The organism is Carboxylicivirga sediminis, assembly GCF_018156225.1.
In the GTDB taxonomy this organism is placed as follows: domain Bacteria; phylum Bacteroidota; class Bacteroidia; order Bacteroidales; family Marinilabiliaceae; genus Carboxylicivirga; species Carboxylicivirga sediminis.
In genome coordinates this window covers 1-14,268 of the sequence record NZ_JAGTAR010000028.1, presented here as the reverse complement: position 1 = coordinate 14,268, position 14,268 = coordinate 1, and the positions used below count along the sequence as shown (strand labels likewise).

Annotated in this window: 12 protein-coding genes; 10 read left to right on the top strand and 2 right to left on the bottom strand. The window is 40.5% G+C overall.

All coding sequences use genetic code 11. From position 1 onward, the window contains the following. Positions 1-169: 169 nt before the first annotated feature. Complete coding sequence (locus KDU71_RS16540; RefSeq protein WP_212192206.1) at positions 170-1,942, bottom strand: sigma-54 interaction domain-containing protein; 1,773 nt, start codon at positions 1,940-1,942, stop codon at positions 170-172. Positions 1,943-2,271: 329 nt separating this feature from the next. On the opposite strand from KDU71_RS16540, the gene KDU71_RS16535 reads away from it, so the two are divergent. From KDU71_RS16535 to KDU71_RS16510, 6 genes are all read left to right on the top strand, one after another. Then, positions 2,272-2,952: an energy transducer TonB gene (locus tag KDU71_RS16535; protein ID WP_212192205.1), complete on the top strand. Its 681-nt coding sequence runs from the start codon at positions 2,272-2,274 to the stop codon at positions 2,950-2,952. A gap of 403 nt (positions 2,953-3,355) precedes the next feature. Next, positions 3,356-4,024, top strand: coding sequence for an energy transducer TonB (locus KDU71_RS16530; protein WP_212192204.1), 669 nt, complete (start codon positions 3,356-3,358; stop codon positions 4,022-4,024). A gap of 203 nt (positions 4,025-4,227) precedes the next feature. After that, a complete protein-coding gene (locus KDU71_RS16525) occupies positions 4,228-5,244 on the top strand; it encodes a DUF4837 family protein (RefSeq protein WP_212192203.1) in 1,017 nt (338 codons plus the stop codon). A 93-nt stretch (positions 5,245-5,337) separates the two neighbouring features. Beyond that, complete coding sequence (locus KDU71_RS16520) at positions 5,338-6,333, top strand: tetratricopeptide repeat protein (RefSeq protein WP_212192202.1); 996 nt, start codon at positions 5,338-5,340, stop codon at positions 6,331-6,333. A gap of 101 nt (positions 6,334-6,434) precedes the next feature. Beyond that, complete coding sequence (locus tag KDU71_RS16515; protein ID WP_212192201.1) at positions 6,435-6,629, top strand: sporulation protein Cse60; 195 nt, start codon at positions 6,435-6,437, stop codon at positions 6,627-6,629. A 559-nt stretch (positions 6,630-7,188) separates the two neighbouring features. After that, positions 7,189-7,902: a phosphatase PAP2 family protein gene (locus KDU71_RS16510; RefSeq protein ID WP_212192200.1), complete on the top strand. Its 714-nt coding sequence runs from the start codon at positions 7,189-7,191 to the stop codon at positions 7,900-7,902. A gap of 276 nt (positions 7,903-8,178) precedes the next feature. On the opposite strand, the gene KDU71_RS16505 is transcribed toward KDU71_RS16510, so the two are convergent. Next, complete coding sequence (locus KDU71_RS16505; protein WP_212192199.1) at positions 8,179-9,366, bottom strand: hypothetical protein; 1,188 nt, start codon at positions 9,364-9,366, stop codon at positions 8,179-8,181. 111 nt (positions 9,367-9,477) lie between these two features. On the opposite strand from KDU71_RS16505, the gene KDU71_RS16500 reads away from it, so the two are divergent. From KDU71_RS16500 to KDU71_RS16485, 4 genes are all read left to right on the top strand, one after another. After that, positions 9,478-10,569, top strand: coding sequence for a hypothetical protein (locus tag KDU71_RS16500; protein WP_212192198.1), 1,092 nt, complete (start codon positions 9,478-9,480; stop codon positions 10,567-10,569). A gap of 80 nt (positions 10,570-10,649) precedes the next feature. Further along, entirely contained in the window at positions 10,650-11,102 is a 453-nt protein-coding gene (locus tag KDU71_RS16495) for a hypothetical protein (protein WP_212192197.1), read from the top strand. Between the two features lie 142 nt (positions 11,103-11,244). Then, the gene (locus KDU71_RS16490) at positions 11,245-13,497 is read left to right on the top strand and encodes a TonB-dependent receptor plug domain-containing protein (RefSeq protein ID WP_212192196.1); all 2,253 of its coding nucleotides are present in this window, start codon (positions 11,245-11,247) and stop codon (positions 13,495-13,497) included. Between the two features lie 21 nt (positions 13,498-13,518). Next, on the top strand, positions 13,519-13,854 hold the full coding sequence (locus tag KDU71_RS16485) for a heavy-metal-associated domain-containing protein (protein ID WP_212192195.1): 336 nt from the start codon (positions 13,519-13,521) through the stop codon (positions 13,852-13,854). Positions 13,855-14,268 lie beyond the last annotated feature (414 nt).

The following is a 14,268-nucleotide window of genomic DNA, read 5'->3' as shown; positions in this document are numbered from 1 at the left end:
CATAAGAGCGAAGCTTGTGCCAAAAGACTTAATGGTAAGTATTTCAGCCAATAAAGAAAATCATCTTTAATTAAAGTATGGAGCCAGTAAATGAAGTGTACTAAAAGTACACACTTGTAGTTTGAGAGTGTCCTAATTAAATACAGTGTAATTATATAGGACAGTTGTATTAAGTAATAGGCAGGTCGTACTTTTTAATCTTGAGGTATAAGGTATTTCTGCTTACCCCTAAGGAATTGGCCGCATGCGTCATGTTGTTGTTGAAGTGCTTTATGGTTTTTAAAATAAGTTCGCGCTCCATTTCTTTTACGGTGGTCAGCTTAAGCGGTGTATCGCTGTTATTCGTCTGAGGCGTGTTTGTTGGTTGTTTAACGTGCTGCGGACTTTGCAGCTCTTTCTTCAGATTTTCGAAGGAGATGTCGCCATCCAATATGACGTATTGTTCAATGGCATTTTCTAGTTCGCGGATGTTGCCTGGCCAGTCGTAATCCAAAAACTGTTGTAAAGTGGAATAGCGAATTTGTGGTACTTGTTTTTGTAGCCGAACTGATTTTTTATTCAGGAAGAAGCGAATAAGCGATGGCAGATCTTCCATGCGCTCTCTTAATGCAGGTATCTTTAATGGGATAACGCTTAGTCTGTAGAATAAATCTAATCGAAAATTACCCTTTTCAACTTCTTCTTTCAGATTTTTATTAGTGGCAGCAATAATGCGCACATCAACGGGAATGTTTTTTTCTCCCCCTACGCGCGTAATAGCACCTTCCTGTATGGCGCGCAATAGTTTTACCTGTACCTCGGGTTTCATGTCACCAACTTCATCCAGGAATAAAGTACCGCCATTGGCCAGTTCAAATTTACCAGGATGACCACCTTTTTTAGCGCCGGTGAATGCTCCGTCATCGTATCCAAATAGTTCACTTTCGATGAGGTTGTCGCTGATGGCCGCGCAGTTAATGGCGACAAAACCCTTGTCGTGTCTGCTGCTGGCATTATGTATGCTTTGTGCAAATACTTCCTTGCCGGTGCCACTCTCGGCTTCTATCAATATGGTCGACGGGCTGTCAGAAATATTCTTGGCAAAGTCCACCAGTTTGCGCATCTTCTGGCTTTTGGCAATAATATCTTTAAAGGTAAAGCGAGCCTGCATGCCAGTGTATTTATTCACCAGATGATACACATTTTCCAACTCGCGGATGGCAATGACCATACCAATCAAGCTTACCTGCTCTTGATTAAGAATGGGTGTGACGGTGACATTGAACTTGGCTTTGCGGTCGGGTGTGGTGATGGCTATTTCTTCATTGAGAAACTTTTCGCCGGAGCTCACCAGCTGATAAATATTTTTCCAGTTTGGGATGAGGTTTTTAATGGGAATTTTCAGCAAATCGCGTCTGCGAATATTGATCCATTGACAGGCCTGATTATTGACGTATCGTATTTCACCTGCAGTACTGACCGATATAATTCCCACTTTTAAAGCGTTCATCATCGCAAACGTGAACTGATGCGTATTATCCATCTGCCTTTGCATGTCAGCTCCTTTTAATAAGGCTAAAATATTCGTGTTGATTACTGAGGTAGCCAGTTTAAGCCAGGGGAAATCAATGTCGATGGATGAAATAAGAAATACCTTATAAGGCAGTTGCACAGTGCCTTCCTCCTCATATTTGATGAGGTTATAAACAGAATTGCCTAAACGAACAATACCTTGCTGTTTGCTGGTTTCCCATTGAATGCGCTCTTCAAGCATCAGCCAGTTTTGTCCTTTGTTAAGCGTAAACTTCTTAGGAAAAGACAATTGGCCGTGTAACTGGATAATGAGGCCCTGCTCATCTATCACCACCAGTTTAAAGAAGGCCGTATCCATGTTCTTAACAAACATGTTTAAAGCTTCATTAAGCAGCTGTTGATGTGAAGATGAGGTCTCGTTTGAATTCATTGTTAGCCAGTTTGTTGTTTGCTTACAGTCTGTGTTGGCTGCAAAATTACTCTTTTAATTCTCAATCGCCTAAGTAGTCAGTCTGTTTTCGCCCAGCTGGGCGGCATTAATGCACAACTGAGTCAGAGCTTATGACTAATTCAAAGTATTTGTGTGAGTATTTAACTGGCAGTTATATAGTGGGTTGTTGCTTAATTCGGAAAGGATAGATGACTTAACAGGAAGGTTTGGTATGCTACTTGGCAATAAATGAATACGCCATTGGTTAGTTGGGCTGATAGTTGCAATGCGACCAATGATGATGTGTAACTTTTAAAAATCCGTTGCCTATGGAAGTAAAGAAAAGTAAGAAAGCCGACCTGGAGCGCAAGCGGTCTCTGTTTTTTCAAATAGGACTGATTATTACCTTGGGAGCCATATTGGTGGCTTTTGAGTGGAGCAGTATGGATGCCACATCTGACGCCCTGGCGTGGGTGGATGAAGAGGTGTTTGAAGAAGAAGCTCCGCCAATAACCCGGCAGGAAGAGGTAAAACCTCCGCCACCGCCTCCACCACCCCGTGCAACAGATATTATTCAGATAGTGGATAATGATGTTGAACTGGAGGAAGAGCTGGAAATTGATGATGTTGACGTTGATGAAGATTTCGAAGTTGACTTGTCAGAACTAAACATGGAAGAGGAAGATACCGATGACCAGATTTTTATAATTGTTGAGCAGATGCCTGAGTTTCCGGGGGGCGATGCGGCCTTAATCAAGTACATTACCTCGCACGTGAAATATCCGGTCATTTGCCAGGAGAATGGCGTACAGGGAAGAGTAAGTGTTTCATTTGTGATTAATGAAAAAGGGGAGGTCACCAATGTGAAAGCCTATCGTGGTGTCGATCCCAATCTGGAACGGGAAGCTATTCGCGTTGTGCAGTCCTTACCTAAATGGAAGCCGGGCAAGCAGCGTGGACGTCCCGTAAAAGTATCGTACTCTGTTCCTGTTGTATTTAAGCTGCAATAGCAGTGATGTTTAATTTATGTAAAAAGTATTGTGTATGAGAAAATGATTTAATGAAGACCCTTTTTTAGTTGAGAAAACGTTCTCAATAATTTTTCAGAATAAAAGCCGATGCGTTCACAACGACCCTGCAATATTCGAATCGAAAGACAAAAGGTGAACCATCGGCTTTATTGTGCGCTTTTGCGGATGAGGCATGGGCGAAATCGCCCGGCCGGGCGATTTGAATAGAGTTTGGTCGCCTGGTATTTAATCCAGTAAGTGAAAAGTTGAGGTTTGTAAAATGCAGTAATAGAGGCGGTAATGGATTTTGTAAAGATTTTTATTCGCAACAGTACAAATAATGGAATGCTGCTTGAAACTAACCAAACAACTAACATTAGTAACCTCACAAAACCATATCGTCATGAAAGCAAAAAAATACAGACACGCAGATTTAGAGAATAAGAGAGGTATCTTTTTTCAGGTTGGTTTAATAGTTGCATTGGGGGCATCCTTGGCCGCCTTTGAATGGGGAACAACTGCCTCAGTACCTTATCAACCAATTGAAGATGATCCTTTTATTGAGGTGCAGGACATTATACCAATAACACATCCTGAGGAACCTAAAAAAGAATTGCCAAAGCCAAAAATACTTACGGAGATAAAATTGGTTGTTGATACTTATGATGGGCCCGATTGTGATCCGGATATTAATAGTGAAGATACAGGGGTGTCTATAGAAATTCCTGAGATTGCTCCTGAGCCTGATGCCGAACCATCTACTTTTTACGTGGTAGAGCACATGCCTCAATTTCCTGGAGGGCAGGCAGCTTTGCTGAAATATATAGCGACAAGTATAAAGTATCCGGTGATTTGTGTAGAGACTGGCATTACCGGTAAGGTTTTCATCTCATTTGTAGTAAATGAAAAGGGCGAGGTAGTTGAAGCAAAGGTGGCTCGTAGCCCCGATGCCAATTTATCTGCCGAAGCCTTGCGGGTGGTTAATAATATGCCTCAATGGACACCAGGCAGGCAGCGGGATAAAGCGGTGCGGGTGGCTTACACCATTCCTGTCAACTTTGTTTTACAATAACTCTTCAAACCAATCTATATATAGAATCGACACTGGTTGAGCTAATAAAAATTGTTTCATCCGTGCCTAAAGATTAAGCGATTATAAAAGCTTAGCCGGTGTCGTTTTCCTTCTGCAACCTTACTTTATTAATGACTATCCTGGCTTAATCAGAAAGCTTCTGATGCTGACCTTATTTATTATTAACTCAAAACCCCAATGGTATGAAAAACTATATGAATAATATTAGCAATCGTATTTGGTTATTGGCTATTACCGTAGTGGTGTCGATTATTATTGTTGCTGCTTGTGCTGATGAACCAACGACATTTAAAACTCGTGCCATTGGCTCGCCTGGCGAATTGTTGGTGGTGGTAGAAGATAAATATTGGGAAGCTGATGAAGGACAATATCTAAAAGCCATATTAAAGGACGAGTTTCCTGCTTTGCCGCAAGAAGAAACCATGTTCAAAAAAACGCGCATTAACTATGAACAGTTTAAGCGTCACTTCCGAACCTATCGTAATATCATGTTAGTGTCAGTTCGCCCGCAGGAAGTTGTTAATAGGGTCGAGTATCGCAAGCATGAGTGGGCCATTAATCAATATGTGGCTGAAGTGATTGTCCGATCGCCAGTCGATTTAAAGTCGCTGCTTAAGCAAAAGTGGCCGACCATGAAAGGGTTCTTTTATGGTGGAGATATTCAGTCAATGGCAGATTCATACATCAATCTGTATCAGCCAGAAGCCGTATCGCATATAAAGTCTAATTACCCGTTCACCATTTATTTTCCCAAGGGTTTTAAACTCAAGAAAAATAAAGGACAGTTTAGCTGGCTCGATACACAGCGACTTGGGAGTCAGTTGGGTATATTTGTTTATCAATGCCCCTTGGACTCTTTAGGAGAAATCAATGCCCAAAGCTTATTGCGATTTCGGAATAATTTATTGCGCAAACAGGTGCCAGGTGAGAATCGGGGATCGTTTATGACTACAGAGGAGCAGTTTCCGGTATCTGTCAATAAAGCGAAGTTTGCCAACCGGCAGTGGATAGAGCTTCGTGGCTTATGGAAAGTACAAGGTGATTTTATGGGAGGCCCTTTTGTTGATTATTTCTATAAGGATACCGACAACAACCAACTGCTGATGATTAGCGGGTATGTATATGCGCCAGCCAAACCTAAGAAGGGTATTTATATGCGTGAGGTAGAGGCTGTTTTAAAAACCATTCATGTCAATTAGAAGGTGCATGAGCCATAAAGTTAACAAGCGTTAAAGAGTTGCCGCAGGTTGAAAAAGTTTGATGGATAACAAATAAAAGTCTATCATTACAGCATGAGATATTTAGTATTGGTGCTGATGATGGGCTTTTTTTCTGTAAAGGCTCAGCAGAGCGAAGCTGATAAATTCATCAGGCAAGGGCAGGCATTATTCGGACATGAATTGTATCAGGATGCCATCAATAAATATAAGCAGGCAATCGCTTTTGATAAGAAATGCGTAGAAGCTCATTATGAGTTGGCGTATACTTATTTGACGATTAAGGATTATGATGAGGCCCTGTTTTATAGTCGAAATGTGTTAGGCGAGAAAAGTGATTATTGGTTGGATGCCCTTTTAATATATGGCGCAGTGCTTAATAATAAAGGCAATATTAAAGGAGCTATCAGAGAGTATAACAAGGCACTGAAGAAGTATCCTGATGAGTATTTGCTTTATTATAACATAGCAGAAAGTTACCAGCGTATCAATGAAGATGAAAAGGCGGAAGACGCACTGTTAAAAGCTTTACGATTGAATAATAATCATATCCCCAGTCATCTGTTGCTGTCGTCCATTATGAAGTCTCGTGGAGAAGTGCTGAAAAGTATGTTGCCGTTGTATTACTGTTTGTTGATTGAAGTTGATGAAGAAAAGAAATCAACACTACTTGATGATTTGCAGGTGAGGTGGCATGTGGCGATGGTTCAAAAACCGGCCTTCGCAGCTCCGGTGAGTAAGCATGCAAGAGTATCAGGTTTAAAAGTGGCCGAATCAAAACTAAACGCCATTGCCAGAGAAGCGGTAGTTAATAATCCTGATGAACCTTATACCTTAATAAATCAAACATTGGCTCTGTTTTCTATGCTGAATGAGGAGCAAACAGGGGAGATGGATTTTTTTGATATTCAGTATGTCGATTTTTTCAATCAGTTATACGTTGCAGGCCATGCGCAGGCGTATGCTTACTTTATTTGCAATGCCAAATACAGCACAGAAGTGTTGCTGTGGTTAAACGATAACCAATCGCAATTTAGTGCATTCATAAACTGGATGGAGCTGCAGCAGTAAGCAATTGGTTATTTCGTCAAAAATTGAAAATCTTTTTGTATCTTAAATAGCCCTCAGCCGTAGGAGTAGGAAATTGATGTTGAATTTTAAAAAGAGGTGTTATGAGTAACGTACTAACAAAGCATTTTCAATATACTGGAACGGATGATTTTGATAAGTCTTTAGATGAGCAAATCAATGACTTTATTAAAAAAGAAGTAATAACAACCGATAATTTGATTGACATTAAGTTTAGCGGACACTCCGATCAGGGTGTGGCCACCTATTCGGCATTGTTGCTTTATAAGAAAAGCTAAATGCATGAAGGGGATGAATGACTTATGAAGCATGTCGTTCATCCCATTGCTTTCTTATGGAGAGGATACAAAAAGGTCAGCACCGGTATGTTAACTCTTCCAGTCTTATTTGTGTTATACCTGCCAGAGAAATCGCCTTTAGCCCGGGTTAATGCAATAATGAGGCACTAAACAGCCATTCTCTTCCTTCCAAATTATTCAAAACAACCCGCTATCCTTTCATTATTTTGGGTTGAATCTCACTATTGTTAAGTCTGTCAATCCTGCCATGGGAAAGCGTGTCTGGTTAAAAAGATGGTCAATCCCATGGTGGGAAACCATGTTTTTTTTGACAGACAACCATTCCCGCCATGGGAAAGAGCGACTGAAGTAAATGTTATGAAATCCTGTGGTAGGATGACTTGCCTGGTGTACAAAACACCTTTTCCTGCGGCAGGAACGCCTATCTGGCGCAAAAAACAAGCTTTCCCACTGCAGGAATGCGTTGGCGGCCTGTGAGCGCTCTGATATACCAGCGATATCAATCTTCACTTTCATAGTCAATTGCTATCTTTGTTTGATGATTAAAAAACTCACTTTAACATTGGCTGGTATACTTGTCTGTTATACCATGCATGCCCAGTATGCTGATGAAACACAGGATTATCAGTTGCAACTGAAAAACTACCGAAAAAATGTTACCCGTATTTCTGTTATCGGCACTTCGTGTGTGGCCTTGGCTTTTTTAGTGGATCAGCCACTTAATACTTGGATGCAAAATAACCAGGGAGGTGCAGGTGATGCGATTTCCGATGTGGCAAATGTGTTTGGAGAGAAGCTATTGATTGTGCCGGCTGTTGGCTTATCTTATGGCGCAGGATATGTCTTTAAAGATGAAAAGCTGCGTTCAACTTCCTGGAACGCCATAAAGGCGATTGCCACTACAGCTGCAGCTACCGAAATCATAAAAATATCCCTAGGTCGTGCCAGGCCATTTGTAAGCGAAGGCGCATTTGAATTTGATCCGTTCAATGGCAATGATGCTTATAAGTCAATGCCATCAGGACATGTATCACTGGCCTTTGCAGCCTTTACTCCTTATGCCGAGACCTATAGCCGCTGGCTGTATGTTGCTCCGGCATCAGTAGCTTTTGCCCGTATGTATAAAAACAAACATTGGCTTTCAGATACAGTTTTGGGGGCAGGTTTGGGCTTTTTAAGCGGATGGATGTTTACTCATCATCCCAGGAGTAATGTGCAGGTGTCTGCCAATGGTGTAGTTGTTTTCTTCTAATAATGATGGGTTATTAGATGTCAATAACATTGCTTGTGATCACCTAAAGAGTAAAGGTATTTTAACGCATGTATTAAAAAAATCTAAAGCATGAGTTGTGGTGTTTTTTGGCACGTATATTGAAATAACCCTATCAGTAGATTTTTTTCATAGATTTGGGTTTAGGTTATTGAAAAACCGGCTTTACTAACGAGTAAGGCCGGTTTTTTTTATTAGAAACGACTAAAACTCTTCGGAATGAGAGAGACACGAGTCCGTGTCATTGATGCATTACAGTCAATTATCAGCAATACCCCATGCTGCAAATCGGCTGTTTGAATGAAAAGGGGTTAGCGGAAAAAAGCCTTTAGTGATTTTGCCATTACTTATTTCAATAGGGTGGGCCTGAAGTTGCCGGTGGTAGAATTCATCCGCTTCTCCTGGTTTAAATTGTGATATTTGCCAGCTTCCCGATGCATCTGGATGTATCAGGCGCTTAATGCTCAGGTTGACTAAGCCCATGTTGCATCTTAAATTCGCTTCCACCAAAGGGTAAAATCTTACTGCATTGTCATCATTGATAATAAACATGGCATCAATGCCTATTGGGCCCTGGTAGAAATCCGGAATATGCAATGCTTGCAGGCTCAAGATAATTTTATCAGCTGTATCTTTCAACCAGCTATTGTCTATAGGAAGGTGTTTTTTTATAGTGTCAGGAACATGAAAATATTCTTTCTCAAAATGGCCACTGCTATCAGCATCAAAAAAATTAATGTCTATAAATTCAATGGATCCGTTTGTCAATACATTAAACTGAAGAGAGGCATCCTGTATTTTTGTGTAGATAGGTTCCAGTATTAATGAACCATGTTTTTTAATCTGGGCCTCCGCCCATTTCGTGCTATTTTCAAGCTGCTGTTGGTTACGGATAAAAAGTAGTCCGCGTCCCGAGGAGCTCCAAAGGGTTTTTAGCACAATGCCCTGGCTGGAATGATTAAACTGCTGATAGATGTCCTTAATGTCAGAAACAACGCTAGGAAGTGTTGGTAATTCAATAAAGTGAGGTAGTGAATGGCTGCTTAATTCATTTATCAGGTTTACACTGGTTTGTCTGCTAAAGAAGTTCTTGAAAGTGTCTGGACTAGCATTAATTCGAAGTGATTCTGATTGGCATAGCTTGATATATCGGTGCCCGATAAGTTGACTCCATCCCCAAGGGAAAATCCGATTAACGACAATGTTTTGCAGATGCTCTTTATTGATAAACTGTGGTAAGTTTACCTTTAGCTTTTCCCAGAATTGTTCAAAACTCAACGGTCTTTCACTTTCATATAACACAAAGTCGTTGGCTTGTCCCAAAAATGCCATTATGGGACTGATGTCTGCTTCGAATTTAGCAAGCTGTTGTGGAGGCATATAACTGAATGTCCCGTTTTCAACAGCCATGTCGCAAGTCGGATTGTATATGAAAAGTGTTGCCATCAACGGCAAAATTAGATGGAAAAAATGAATAATGAGCTTATGCAGCTAATTTCACCAATAACTTGACTAATGCGAAATTCTTAAATATCTTCCTGCTCAAACTTGATGACTATGAAACTAACATGTATCTATTTATTGGCATTTGGCATGTCGGTATCGCTATTTAGCTGTAATGAAAAGGAAAGTAGTAAACCTGTTGATGAACAAGAGGAAAGGGTTGAGGAAGAGGATGAAGTGGTTGGAGATTTTGAATTAAATGAGTTGACCGGTGATAAATTCATAGCTGATTATCTGGTTGCAAAGGAGGACGTGGTGAGGTCGATACCTCAGAAATATATCGATATCGCCCGAAACAATCTGCACATTGCCTATCAGCATACATCGCACGGAACGCACGTTACATATGGGCTGTTTGGTCTTCAGGATTATAAGACAGGTGATGATGCATTGTTTGCGGTTACAAAGTCTTACGTAGATAAAGACGGAAAATTCAATGATAACTCAGAGCAGGGGAAGTTGGATCTCCAGGATTACGTAATTGAATATTATGCCGAGGACGGCGTTGATGCTTCTGATTTGAGCCGTGATGAGTCCGCCTTTATTCAAACCACTCGCAATTACCTGGATGATCCTGATAATGCGGAAATAAACGTGGTGATGTGGGCCTGGTGCAGTATTCGTAATCATGATTTGGAAGGCGTTTATCTGCCTGGAATGAAAACGTTGATTGATGAGTATGGTGTAGGTGGAAGCAAAATAGGCAGTGGAGATGGACTGCGTCAGAATCCGGTGTATTTTGTTTTTATGACAGGTCATGCCAGTGATAGTGGTAATCTGGATGAGGGCGATCCTGCTCCTCAGGCAGCCATTGTTAATGAATATTGTCAGCAGAATAAGTTCTTATGCCTCGATTATTTCAGTATTGACTCTCATTGTATGAATGATAATTATTGGGATGATGCCGGGGATGATGGAAACTCCTATAAATATAACAATAGCTCTACCGAGGAAGGCTATTTTTATCAAGATTGGCAAGATACGCATCAGTTGGGCGTTGATTATTTTGAAAACAAGATTTATCCCAACAGCAAAGTGGCCTTTGGGCAGCATACCACGCAACATATTACAAGTAATCGTAAAGCTTATGCCATGTGGTGGATTCTGGCTCGCATTAGTGGGTGGGACGGCATAAGTGAAGATTAATCAGTGATGTAAATCAGTTGTTAAAATTTTGGGCGGCATTGCAAAATTTTGTTGTTTTGCATGTGATGAAGAAGTATGCAATGAAATATAGAGTTTTAAGCCTGTTACTGGTAATGGCTGTTTTGCCATCGGTATTGGGTGTGCATATTTTTCAACATCATTGTAATGGTTGTGACGAAAACGAAACTATTACACGGATAATAACTACCGTGCATTCGCACGACCATGCCTGCAGCGATTGTAGTTGCGCGCATCAGTGCATGACATGTCAGGAGGAAACAGGTCAACATGTTCATCACCACGCATCAGAAGAGGGGAGTTGCAAGCATGATTTTAAGAAAGCTTCCTTACTGGCGAAAACAAATATAGGCCAGATCCGTTTCGAAGCTGCAGCGCTTGAGGTCTTGTTTCATGAAAAGTTTTATGCTGAATTAAAGGTTTCATCTTATAAAACCGCAAAAAATCATTATAACGTAATTCAAAAAGTATCCAACGAGCCTTCGCCGGAGATGAATTGCGTTTTTCTGTTATGATTCATTCATCAGTTCATGTATTTGAAATGAAATAGATGAGTACTTTGTTTGAGTACTCGCTATTTGCCTAACCTGTGTTATCAACCTAATAACATGGTCTTTGCACATAATTGGTGCGAATGACCCGATGAATGAATTAAAAATGAATCGAATAATTTTTATTTTACTGCTGGTAGTTTGTGAACTATCGCTTTATGCTCAGGCTACAAAGGAGATTACTGGCGTTGTTAAAGCCATCGAAAAGGATAAAACCCTTGAGTTGGTTGGTGCCAACGTGTACTGGGCCAATACCCAAATTGGTACGGTGACCGACTTTAATGGCGAGTTCGTAATTGAACAACCAAAGGGCAATAGCCTGCTTGTGATTAGTTACATAGGGTATAAACCGGATACTATAATTGTTAACGATGAACAATCTTTGGAGGTTGTTCTTAAAAGCGACGAATTGGATGAGGTATTGGTTGCCGGCAAAAAAGCAGGCTCCCACATGTCGCGTATCGATCCGCTGACGAAGGTGAACATCACGGGTGCTGAGCTCTGTAAAGCTGCCTGCTGTAATCTTAGTGAGAGTTTTGAAACGAATGCATCAGTTGATGTGTCCTACTCTGATGCGGCAACAGGTGCCAAGCAAATTCAGTTGCTCGGTCTGTCAGGTAACTATGTGCAAATGATGACCGAGAATATTCCTAATTTCAGAGGCTTAGCAACTTTATATGGCTTAAACTATATACCAGGTGCCTGGATGGAATCGATTCAGATTTCCAAAGGGACATCAACTGTTGTTAATGGATATGAATCATTAACCGGGCAAATAAATGTCGAATACAAAAAGCCAGTCAATTCTGAAAAGTTCTTTTTGAATATGTATGCCAATCATACGGGCCGTTGGGAAAGTAATGTGAATGGTTCCATTCATATTAATGACAAATGGACCACTGCTATTTTGGCACACTATTCAGAAGATCAGAAATCAACCGATGATAATAATGATGGCTTTCGTGATGAACCCTTGTTGAAACAAGTAAACTTTATAAACCGATGGGACTACAATAATAAGAACGGATTTACATCTCAAGTAGGCATTAAGGTTTTGGATGAGAATCGCTTGGGTGGTCAAATGGGTTTTAATGGAACGCGGCCTGAAGATCAGCAAATTGGAGCATCAAACCAGCTGTATGGTATCAATATTGATACCCGCCGATATGAAGGATTCTATAAAGCGGGTTATGTTTTTGACGATGAGGTAAGCAGTTTGGCGTTGGTGGCTAACTATGCTTATCACCAGCAAAACTCTTTTTATGGAAGAAAAGTATATGATGCTGAGCAAAAATCGTTCTATGCCAACCTGATTTTTCAGTCAGTCATCGGTAATGACAATAACAAATTTAATACAGGTTTGAGTTTTCAGTCCGATGAATTCGATGAAACGCTCATGATGAATTTTATGTCGCCAGCCGATGTGCAAATGTTGGGCAGAAAAGAGCTGGTGCCCGGGGCTTATTTTCAGTACACCTATTCATTGCCCGATAAATTAACGTTGATTGCTGGTGGACGCGCTGATTTTCATAACGAATTTGGAACGCTACTGACTCCTCGTTTGCATATCAAATACAATTTAATGCCCAATACCATATTACGGGCCTCTGCTGGAAAAGGCTACCGTACACCAAATGTATTAGCTGAAAACAGCTATTTGCTGGCCAGTGCTCGTGAGGTTAATATCGCCAATAATATAGATCAGGAAGAAGCCTGGAATTATGGCGCAAATATTACACAGTATATAAAGGTTGGAGGAAGAGAGCTGACATTAAATGCAGAGTATTATCGGACGGATTTTCAAAATCAGCTGATTGTCGATATGGACCAAAGCTCAAGTGCGGTTTATTTCTATAACCTGGATGGTAAATCATATGCCAATAATTTCCAGGTTGAAGGAAAGTATGAATTACTAAGAGGTTTGGATATGGTGGCTGCCTGGCGTTTGAATGATGTAAAAGCTACTTATAGTGGAGAGTTAATGGACCGTCCGCTGATAAGTCGTACGAAAGGATTAATCAATCTCTCGTACTCAACGCCCCTTAAAAAGTGGCAATTTGATTTTACTACGCAGTTCAATGGGAAAGGGCGTGTGCCTTCAGTAGCTGATAATCCTGCAGAATATCAACGCCCGGAGTCTTTTGATGCATATCAGGTTGTTAATGCACAGGTGACAAAATACTTTCGTAAATGGAATGTGTATGTTGGAGCTGAAAACCATGGAAATTTCAAGCAAGATAATCCGATAATTGCCGGTGATGATCCATTTGGTAACTATTTTGACAGCTCTCTTATCTGGGGGCCAATTATGGGGCGCCGTTTTTATTTCGGACTCCGTTTTTCAATAGATAGAGATTAATAATTTGTAAATCATAGAATCATGAAAAAACTATTAGTATTAGTTGTGATGGCATTATTTGTAGTAAGCACATATGCCGACGATAAGAAAAAATTGACTGAGGTAACCTATAAAGTAGAAATGGATTGCCAAAGTTGTGTGAATAAGATTACCAAGAATATGCCTTTCGAGAAAGGGGTCAAAGATCTGAAAGTTGACTTTGAAGGCCAGACGGTCACCGTTAAATATCGTGAAGATAAGACAACTAAAGAAAATCTGGTTAAAGCTTTTGAGAAACTCGAGTTTGAGGTTGAAGAATTAAAGGATGGTGAATGCGTTAAACCCAAAGCCAAGTGTTGTGAAGGGCATCACCATTAATGTTATCCCCTGAAAAGAATCAAAGCTCCCCATTCGGGAGCTTTTTTTTTTATAAATTTTTATTCTCTCCAACTCTCACCCATTCAGCCTCTAAGCTGTCAAGGCCTCACGTGCGCCATCATTTTTCTCGATTTTCCATTTGGATAATAAAAAAATCCTGTGTTATTTTGCAGCCGCTTTTGAGAACAATGGTTGTCATGAAAAGCAGGATTGATAGGGGCTACAGGCTTATGTCGATACGTATTGAGAGGTAAAAAGGGCGTAGTCTTGACAAGGAGGATAAGAGGTAATATCTTAGTTTTCCTGATTCAAAAAAAGACTAAAAGTTTTTCAAAAATAGTTTTGGATATTAAAAATAAAAACCTTTATCTTTGCAGCCGCAAAAACAACAAGGGTTGTTAGTCACGGCGGGGT

Coding starts and splice junctions, on each gene's coding strand:
- KDU71_RS16505 (WP_212192199.1), bottom strand. CDS start 9,366: ATGGCAACACTTTTCATATACAATCCGACTTGCGACATGGCTGTTGAA.
- KDU71_RS16510 (WP_212192200.1), top strand. CDS start 7,189: ATGATTAAAAAACTCACTTTAACATTGGCTGGTATACTTGTCTGTTAT.
- KDU71_RS16495 (WP_212192197.1), top strand. CDS start 10,650: ATGAAATATAGAGTTTTAAGCCTGTTACTGGTAATGGCTGTTTTGCCA.
- KDU71_RS16530 (WP_212192204.1), top strand. CDS start 3,356: ATGAAAGCAAAAAAATACAGACACGCAGATTTAGAGAATAAGAGAGGT.
- KDU71_RS16515 (WP_212192201.1), top strand. CDS start 6,435: ATGAGTAACGTACTAACAAAGCATTTTCAATATACTGGAACGGATGAT.
- KDU71_RS16540 (WP_212192206.1), bottom strand. CDS start 1,942: ATGAATTCAAACGAGACCTCATCTTCACATCAACAGCTGCTTAATGAA.
- KDU71_RS16500 (WP_212192198.1), top strand. CDS start 9,478: ATGAAACTAACATGTATCTATTTATTGGCATTTGGCATGTCGGTATCG.
- KDU71_RS16490 (WP_212192196.1), top strand. CDS start 11,245: ATGAATCGAATAATTTTTATTTTACTGCTGGTAGTTTGTGAACTATCG.
- KDU71_RS16520 (WP_212192202.1), top strand. CDS start 5,338: ATGAGATATTTAGTATTGGTGCTGATGATGGGCTTTTTTTCTGTAAAG.
- KDU71_RS16525 (WP_212192203.1), top strand. CDS start 4,228: ATGAAAAACTATATGAATAATATTAGCAATCGTATTTGGTTATTGGCT.
- KDU71_RS16535 (WP_212192205.1), top strand. CDS start 2,272: ATGGAAGTAAAGAAAAGTAAGAAAGCCGACCTGGAGCGCAAGCGGTCT.
- KDU71_RS16485 (WP_212192195.1), top strand. CDS start 13,519: ATGAAAAAACTATTAGTATTAGTTGTGATGGCATTATTTGTAGTAAGC.